General features: G+C 35.8%; 6 protein-coding genes and 3 pseudogenes. 4 read left to right on the top strand and 5 right to left on the bottom strand.

Annotated elements, in window-relative coordinates; genetic code table 11:
* Positions 1–155: 155 nt before the first annotated feature.
* A complete protein-coding gene (locus tag ACFX4L_RS24405) occupies positions 156–566 on the bottom strand; it encodes an Lrp/AsnC family transcriptional regulator (RefSeq protein ID WP_377406514.1) in 411 nt (136 codons plus the stop codon).
* A gap of 116 nt (positions 567–682) precedes the next feature.
* Between ACFX4L_RS24405 and ACFX4L_RS24400 the strand changes: the two are divergent.
* From ACFX4L_RS24400 to ACFX4L_RS24390, 3 genes and pseudogenes are all read left to right on the top strand, one after another.
* Positions 683–1,444: pseudogene (locus tag ACFX4L_RS24400) on the top strand (MBL fold metallo-hydrolase).
* A 48-nt stretch (positions 1,445–1,492) separates the two neighbouring features.
* Entirely contained in the window at positions 1,493–1,906 is a 414-nt protein-coding gene (locus ACFX4L_RS24395) for an ester cyclase (RefSeq protein WP_377406513.1), read from the top strand.
* Between the two features lie 466 nt (positions 1,907–2,372).
* Complete coding sequence (locus ACFX4L_RS24390) at positions 2,373–3,623, top strand: multidrug effflux MFS transporter (RefSeq protein WP_377406512.1); 1,251 nt, start codon at positions 2,373–2,375, stop codon at positions 3,621–3,623.
* A 385-nt stretch (positions 3,624–4,008) separates the two neighbouring features.
* Here ACFX4L_RS24390 and ACFX4L_RS24385 read toward each other — a convergent pair whose 3' ends face one another.
* Together ACFX4L_RS24385 and ACFX4L_RS24380 are read right to left on the bottom strand one after the other, a co-directional pair.
* Complete coding sequence (locus ACFX4L_RS24385; protein ID WP_377406510.1) at positions 4,009–5,112, bottom strand: spore germination protein; 1,104 nt, start codon at positions 5,110–5,112, stop codon at positions 4,009–4,011.
* A gap of 27 nt (positions 5,113–5,139) precedes the next feature.
* A pseudogene (locus ACFX4L_RS24380) lies at positions 5,140–5,471 on the bottom strand (spore germination protein); the annotation flags it as partial.
* Here ACFX4L_RS24380 and ACFX4L_RS24375 point away from each other — a divergent pair.
* Positions 5,465–6,024 (top strand): annotated as a pseudogene (locus tag ACFX4L_RS24375) (IS3 family transposase); the annotation flags it as partial. The pseudogenes ACFX4L_RS24380 and ACFX4L_RS24375 overlap by 7 nt on opposite strands.
* Before the next feature lie 346 nt (positions 6,025–6,370).
* Here ACFX4L_RS24375 and ACFX4L_RS24370 read toward each other — a convergent pair.
* Both ACFX4L_RS24370 and ACFX4L_RS24365 read right to left on the bottom strand, forming a co-directional pair.
* The gene (locus ACFX4L_RS24370; protein ID WP_377387349.1) at positions 6,371–7,138 is read right to left on the bottom strand and encodes an ABC transporter permease; all 768 of its coding nucleotides are present in this window, start codon (positions 7,136–7,138) and stop codon (positions 6,371–6,373) included.
* A gap of 5 nt (positions 7,139–7,143) precedes the next feature.
* Positions 7,144–8,134, bottom strand: a 991-nt coding sequence (locus tag ACFX4L_RS24365; RefSeq protein WP_377406509.1) for an ABC transporter ATP-binding protein, incomplete at its 5' end; no start/stop codon positions are given.

Below are 8,134 nucleotides of genomic sequence, written 5' to 3'. Positions count from 1 at the left end.
TTACGCCCTTCAAAAAAATTAGAATATGGTGGGCTTATTTTAGTATGGCCTTTCACGAATATGTTTTCATACAAAAATGGAGCTGTTTCCAGCCCCATATAGAAGTATGCACCCGTTAGTTTAAGTATATTTGTTCACAAACTCTCCATATAACACTATTTATTAATAACAATTGATAATTTATAATTTGCATGCTCTTTTAAGTCTTCCAAAAATTGATTTAAAAGTTCATTTGATGGAAATTTGCATTCAAGAAGATAACAGCCATCTCCACTGATTTTATAGTTATTTATGATGTATTGTTCTTGTGTTTTTATGAACGACAGATAAGGTTGGTGATAAGTGCTTTGTGTAATGATAGTAATAAAAGCATGGATAAAACAACCTAATTTAACTTGATTAACTTTAATGGCATATCCCTCAATCACTCCATTATCTTCTAATTTGGCAACTCTAGATGCAGCTGCTTGACCAGTCAAATGGACTTTCTCACCCAATTCTTTCATCGTGATTCGACTGTTTTTGGATAGTTCATGCAAGATACCCATATCCGTATTATCTAACATTTATTCAAATCCTTTCATTTATCAAGTCAAATGTGCAAAAGACTTGATTTTATCTATGTATTTGCTAATTGGCCATAGTATAAACTATACGTAGATCAAAGAAAGGAGCGATAAAGATGAATATTAAACAAATTAGAAATGCCACACTTGTTGTCGAATATGCAGGCAAAAAGTTTTTAATAGATCCGATGTTAGTTGAGAAAGGTACATACCCACCGTTCCCAAATTCATTAAGACAAGATCAATTTAATCCTTTAGTTAGTTTACCAACATCGATTGAAAATATTATTCATGATATAGATGCTGTCATTGTCACTCACCTACATCTAGACCACTTTGATGATGTTGCCAAAGAGGTATTGCCAAAAGATATCAAAATGTTTGTTCAAAATGAAGAAGATGCTACAGAAGTTAGAAACGCCGGTTTCCAAAATGTAGAGGCTTTACAAGAAGATACAGTCTTTGAGGGTATCCAATTAATCAAAACAAAAGGTGAGCACGGAAGAGGAGAAATATAAAAACTTGCTGGTTTAGTATGTGGCGTTGTCTTCAAACATTCAAAAGAAAAAACGTTATATGTAGCTGGAGATACAGTATGGTATGACGCAGTCCAAGAAGTGATCGATACAAATAAACCAGAAATCATTGCTGTAAATGGTGGAAATAATCAATTCTTTGAAGGCGGTTCTCTCATCATGGGGAAAGAGGATATCTATGAAGTGTACAAGTCTGCCCCTAACACTCAGATTATTGTGAGCCACATGGAAGCTGTCAATCACTGGACACTATCAAAAAACGAATTAAAAAGCTTTCTTGATGAAAAGGGGATCTCTTCTACTGTTTTAGTCCCAGATGATGGCGAATCATATACATTTTAAAACAGACAAAACATGTTCGTTTTCATGTTGAACGAGAGGAGAGATCACATGTCAGTTGAAACAAATAAAGAATTTGTTCGTCGTTTTTATGAAGCAATTGAACAAGAGAACTATGAGGCACTTAAAGATTTCTGCCATCAAGACTTTGTATTTTATCCACAAGTTGATACGCCTTTTTTTGGCGTAGAAGGTCTTATCGAATCAGAAAAGAAAAACTTTGATGCTTTTCCAGGCTTCAAAATGCCGATTAAATCTATGGTAGCTGAAGGAGATCAATTAGCCGTTTATTTCATATTTGAAGGTACGCATACAGGTACTCCATTTCATGGTGTCTCCGCAACTGGAAAAAACGTTAAATTTTCTCTTCTGATGCTTTTACGAATTGCGGACGGCAAAATCATTGAGAAAAGATCTCATGTTGATAAGCATGATATTCTCCGGCAACTTGGCGTTAACTCCTAACTCTTTAAATGATAACTATGTGATAATTTCTTAAGTAGTCAATTTACTTATCATGAGACCCTTTAAGGGTCCTTTTTATTATTCTAAAAGCTATCGATGTGATGATTAAATAGATTAAATAATAACTACCGTGTTAGTCCGTACTCTGTGTGTCCAGCCAGCTCTAATGTCGTTTTCTTTTTTTGAATTATTAAACGTCCGTTTGTTTAATTTACTTGCAATAAAAAAGTGTACAATTCCTCCTTGAATTAGTGCACTTATTTATATACCTTATTCAACTATTCTGCCCCTTTAGTTCTATAATGACTTATTGTAGAGTTGACACAAACTGTGCGGTAATTTATTTAATTGAATCTGCTATTTCAACTAATAATTCAGGTGAAATAACGTTAGAAACTTCAGGGTGAACCCTAAAAAGATACAGCTAAACTATTTTTTAAAATTTTAAAAAGAAAGGATATAAGTAATGATAAATTATTTAAAAACTTTTAGAATTTCTAGGAATACACTATCTCAATCAAAACGATTATGGATGGCATTTGTACTGGGAACATTAGTAGCTCTTGGTCCATTGTCCATTGATATGTATTTACCAGCGCTTCCTGATATAGCTAAAGAACTGCATACTACTGAATCTCTTGTACAACTTAGTTTAACCTTTTTCTTAGTTGGCCTATCTCTTGGACAATTACTATCTGGATCACTTAGTGATGTATATGGACGTCGAAAACCTCTTCTCATAGGATTAACAATCTTTTTTGTTATATCTTTCTGGTGTGCTTTCAGTCAATCAATATGGGAATTAATTATATTAAGGTTAATTCAAGGACTAGCTGGATCTGTAGGTATGGTTATTTCTCGTGCCATTGTTCGAGATCTTTATTCAGGTTCAGAGTTGACTAAATTCTTCTCCCTACTAGCTTTGATAAGTGGTGTATCTCCATTTCTCGGACCCATACTAGGTGCTCAGTTATTACACATTGCCCCTTGGCAAGGTGTGTTTATGGTGTTGAGTGCGGTGGGTTTAATTATGTTTCTTATTATAGTGTTGTGTTTATCAGAAACATTACCTGTTGACTCAAGGTCATTAGGAGGGATTAAAAATACGCTGAATATATTTAGAAAACTCCTTTTAGATCGAAGCTTCATAGGATATGCTTTACCTCAAGGTTTAGTTTTTGCTGCTATGTTTGCTTATATATCTGGTTCCCCTTTCGTTCTGCAAAATATTTATGGTTCTTCTCCACAGATATTTAGCCTAATCTTTGCCATTAACGGTATTGGAATTATTATTTTTAGTCAAATTACAGGCAGATTAGCTGGTCGAATCAGTGAAAAAAAACTTTTTGTTACTGGCTTATGCATTGGTTTTCTCGGAGCCATTACTTTATTAGTCATGTTGCTTTTCAATGCAGGTTTATACGCTATTTTAGTACCATTATTCTTTGTTATATCAAGTGCTGGGATGGTAAGTACTACAGGGTTGTCACTAGCTATGCAAAAACAAGGTAAAACAGCAGGAAGTGCATCTGCGTTACTTGGGGTATTATCTTTAGTCTTTGGAGGAAGTATTGCTCCTCTTGTTGGCTTAGGAAGCAATAAAGCAATATCTATGGGAATTATAATAGTTCTTGCAAGTATTGGATCTATCTTATCTTATATTTTTCTGTTAGATCGGAAAACATCTAAGTCCAATAAAAATTCAGTATCTATCTAGTTCTATTACCTTGTTGAACTCCCTCAGTTTGATGCGAATATCTCTCGAATGCTCACTTATTCGCAGGATTTCATAACCCTTGTAATTGGACTTACAGGTAAATGAAATGAGTTCAGATCAGTTAGGCTTCGTGAAGGCATAGTTAAATAAAGGAGTCAGCTACCACTCCATATTTTACCCCTGTGTGAAAAATATCAACCGGGAAGGTCTCTGTAATATTTGAATTTCCAAACAATTTACGTACAGCTAATTTAGATGAAGAGTAACACATAAAAGAAAAGATAATTACGTTAAAATGCGAATCTCTAGCACTTTAAAAACTGGAAATAACATAAGAGACAAGAGCAAAAGAACGGACAGGGAAACGAAGAGGAACCGTACATTGTTATCTGTTTGCTTCATGATTTTTCCCCTTTACTTTTGAGATAATGAGTAATAGCAGAGGCAGTAAACCAAATAAAAACATTGCAACATTGCCAACGAAATCCCCAAGTTTAAATGCATCATTTATATTTTTGGGAAACATAGCAATGAGGTAAATAATCGGAAGCAAACCATAGATAAATGGATGAATGCTCTTTTTGAAAAGTTGGGACAGACCTAAAGAAGCTGCATAGTAGTCAACGGTAAAGCAAGTAAACATTTTCATAATCCATATCACAAGTAACAAAGATTCAAACCGTTCAAAAATCAAACCAGTTACTTCATAACTGCGTATAAGATTAAGCGTCGGCCATGTTCTCGTGACCACTCCATCGACGGATAACGCGCCGATGACCATCACGACGGTTATCACGTAAAGAATCAAGGAAATAAAAACTCCAACCAGGACGACTTTTACTGCTTTATTTGGTTGTTTCATAAACGGTAAAAGAAGCAACATGATTTCAGGACCTGTAAATGCGAGAGCCGTTGCTTTTACCCCTTTTAGTACTGGAATGGTTCCCAACCCTAATACCGGGCGTAAATTATCGATCTCAAATATTTTGAAGCTCATAAAGGCAACTAGTAAAAAAATAATAATCGCAATTGGTAAGATAATTTCAAACAGACGGGCGATCGGATTTATGCCCCCCCGGATTAGATAGAGACTTATCCACATAAATGGCATCATGATGGCCCAGGATGGGGTACCTTCTAACAACATGTAACTTGTTACTTCTACTAAGGAACGGGCATGAAACCCACCAATTGTTAAAAAATAACATAAGATAAGTAGACTAAGTAATTTGCCCACCCATTTTCCTACAATATCTTGGATGTATTGATAAAAGGTTTTTTCAGGAAACTGTTGGCTTAATTTGACTATGATTACCCCTGCTATCATCGCAATCAGGCCACCTAAAATAACGGTTATCCAGATATCTGGTGTTTTCACCTTCTCCGCAGATGCTCTGGGCAAGGTGAGAATTCCTGTTCCAAGTATAAAATTGATAAGTATAACCGTAGCTTGTGAAGTCGTAATTCGGTCTTTTGGACGAATTATCATCGCTGATTCACTTCCTTTCTTAAGTAGTTATCCTTTACGTGTGGGATCTTTCGTATGCATCATCTTCGGACGACGTTTCATCATCATAAGGGGCATGCGAACAATAAAGTCTTTCCAATCCTTAAACGATAAGGAACGGCTGGACTCACATAAGGTACACCAAAGCTCTTTAAATTCACCAAATGACTGGTAATGAAAAGAAAGAATAGAATGACCCCGTATAATCCTAATATGGCAGCGCAAAGCATGGCGGCGAAACGAAGAATACGTAACGCAATCTCTGCACTATATTGCGGAATGGCAAAAGATGAAATAGCAGTTAAAGCTACAACAATCACCAAAATAGGGCTAACACGGCCTTACGGTCTCCAGAAGGCGAATTGGCCGGATCATGAAAGAACAGGGGCTTGTTTCCTCTTATACAGTCGCTCAGTACAAACCGCAAAAGACCGCATGTAACGAATCAGTCCAGGCTAACGAATTAAATCGGGAATTTCTACAAGTAAAAGAAAAAAAAGTAGTGGTCAGCGATTTAACATATGTCAAAGTCAAAAATAAATGGCATTACATATGTGTCTTTGTCGATCTCTTTAATCGTGAAATTATTGGATTTAGCACAGGACCTAACAAGGACGCCAAGCTTGTGGCAAGAGCGTTTGCATCTATCAAAGATTTGAGATTGGTCGTTCACTAAGTATGAAAGGTTGCCCTTATGATAACGCTGTCGCGGAAGCGACCTTTAAAATCATTAAGACTGAGTTCGCCAATCAAACAACATTCGCAAGCTTAGCTCAGCTTACACTCGAATTTGGAGATTATGTGAACAGGTTTAATAAGTTGCGCATTCATGGAACTTTAGGCTATGTAAGCCCTCTAGATTTTAAAAAGTTATCCCTTAAAAAAGTTGTTTGATTTAGTGTTGACAATCCAGGTTGATTAAGTAATTAACATATAAGGTCATTAATAAGGGGGGATAAAATAGTGATATTCCCCCTTTATTGCATTTCTCTACGGCCTGTCTATACTGTGTCGTTTTCTTTATTCTTGAGAAGCCAAGATAAAAGAAGAAGATACTAAATCAATAAATTTGAAAACCCTTTGCTATATATGCTAGCAAAGGGTTCATTTTTTCTTTCTTAAAATCATTTGTTGCAAGAAACAAATCCTATTGAATAAGATTTGTTTCTCCAGCTATTCTTTTGCTGCTTTGATACAAAATAATTATAATAGATAACTACTTTTTTACATCAACAACTCTTTAAACTCTTCTATAAACCTTCAATCCAAAAATATATGAAATTAATATTATTAACACCATCCAACCGAACGACACCCACAGATCATTTCCAACAGGCTGCGAGTCTAACAGATTTCTAATAGTTTGAATAATCGGTGTCATTGGTTGATTTTCCGCAAAGATTCGGATGATCTTCGGCATTCCTTCGACAGGAACAAATGCAGAACTGACAAAAAGCAGCATTATTAAGATATATGAAAAAGAACTTGCTCCTTCAATACCTTTAGCAGCCAATCCAAATGGCACTGAAATCCACGTTAATGTTAGCGAAAAGAGAGTGATCAATAGTGCCACAAGTAGCCATTCAGCAAATGTTGCATCACTTCTAAATCCAGTTATAAATCCTACTATTAATACGACCATTATTGAAACTAACATAAAAATAACTGAAGCTATTACCTGCCCCCCCAGTACAGATGATTTGGCTATGGGCATTGACTTAAATCTGTCAAACATCCCTGAAGTTTTGTCTAAATTTATCCGTAACGAGGTGTAAGCAGATCCTGTAGCAATCGTCATTAACAGAATTCCGGGAAGAATATAATTAATATACTCATCTTCAGACACTCCAGCAATTTGAATGGCACCACCAAATATGAAAACCATACCCAATAACATCATAACCGGCATCGCAACAACCGTAAGAAGCGTGTCGATACTACGTATATTATGTTTAATGATCCGATTTGCAAGCGTTAATGTATCACTTAAATTTTGAAAAACATTCATAATTTTCATCCTTTCGAAAGTGTCATAAATACATCATCAAGGGTTGGAGTAGTCATTTTGAAGGTTTTGAGGTCAATTTTTTCAGTTGTTAGGGCATTCAATACGTTCAAGGTCGTTTGAATTTCTTTATCTAAATCTATGGAAATCTCAAAGTCTGCATTTTTGATCGGAGAATAAGATTCCAAAAGTTTTAAAGCTTTCTCGGCGTCTTGATTTCGATTAAATACAAGAAGTAATTTATCTGCTCCAGCAATTCGTTTCATTTCATCTGGGGTCCCGCTGGCAACAATTTTCCCTTCTCGTAAAAAGCCTATTTGATCGGCTAAATAATCTGCTTCTTCTAAATATTGAGTCGTTAAAAAGGTGGTTTTCCCTTGGGACTTCATTTCTTTAATCATATTCCAAAGCTCCTGCCTGCTATTCGGATCCAATCCAGTAGTAGGTTCATCCAGAAAAATGATTTCTGGATTCCCAACTAAACTCATGGCTAAGTCGAGACGACGACGCATTCCTCCTGAATAATTTGAAACAGCTTTATCTTTGGCTTCAGTCAGATCAAACTTTTCTAACAAACTTTCAACAACTTTTCTCGAGTTGCTTTCGTGTCGCAATTTAGCAATTAAATAAAGGTTTTCGTATCCAGTGAGTACTCCGTCAACAGTGGTATTCTGGGAACTAAAGCTAAATAACTTTTGTGCCAATACCGGATTGTTAGCGACATCTATGTCTTGGATTGTCACTTTCCCTCCATCACTATTTAGTAACCCGGTAACAATTTTTAATAGGGTACTTTTCCCAGCCCCGTTCGCCCCTAATAAGGCATATACGGAACCTTGCTTCAAAGTGATATTGACATCTTTTAAAACCTCATTCCCTTTAAAGCTCTTTTTTACATTTTTGATGTTAAGGACTGTTGAATTGAACTGCACCCCAATTGTTAGACACCATCTAACAATTGGAGGTGCAGTTTTTTTGACTAAATATACGATAGACGAA

The organism is Peribacillus sp. YIM B13482, from assembly GCF_042787975.1.
Lineage (GTDB): Bacteria > Bacillota > Bacilli > Bacillales > DSM-1321 > Peribacillus > Peribacillus simplex_A.
This window is presented reverse-complemented; position numbering and strand designations above follow the sequence as displayed.

Coding starts and splice junctions, on each gene's coding strand:
- ACFX4L_RS24385 (WP_377406510.1), bottom strand. CDS start 5,112: ATGATAATTCGTCCAAAAGACCGAATTACGACTTCACAAGCTACGGTT.
- ACFX4L_RS24370 (WP_377387349.1), bottom strand. CDS start 7,138: ATGAATGTTTTTCAAAATTTAAGTGATACATTAACGCTTGCAAATCGG.
- ACFX4L_RS24395 (WP_377406513.1), top strand. CDS start 1,493: ATGTCAGTTGAAACAAATAAAGAATTTGTTCGTCGTTTTTATGAAGCA.
- ACFX4L_RS24390 (WP_377406512.1), top strand. CDS start 2,373: ATGATAAATTATTTAAAAACTTTTAGAATTTCTAGGAATACACTATCT.
- ACFX4L_RS24405 (WP_377406514.1), bottom strand. CDS start 566: ATGTTAGATAATACGGATATGGGTATCTTGCATGAACTATCCAAAAAC.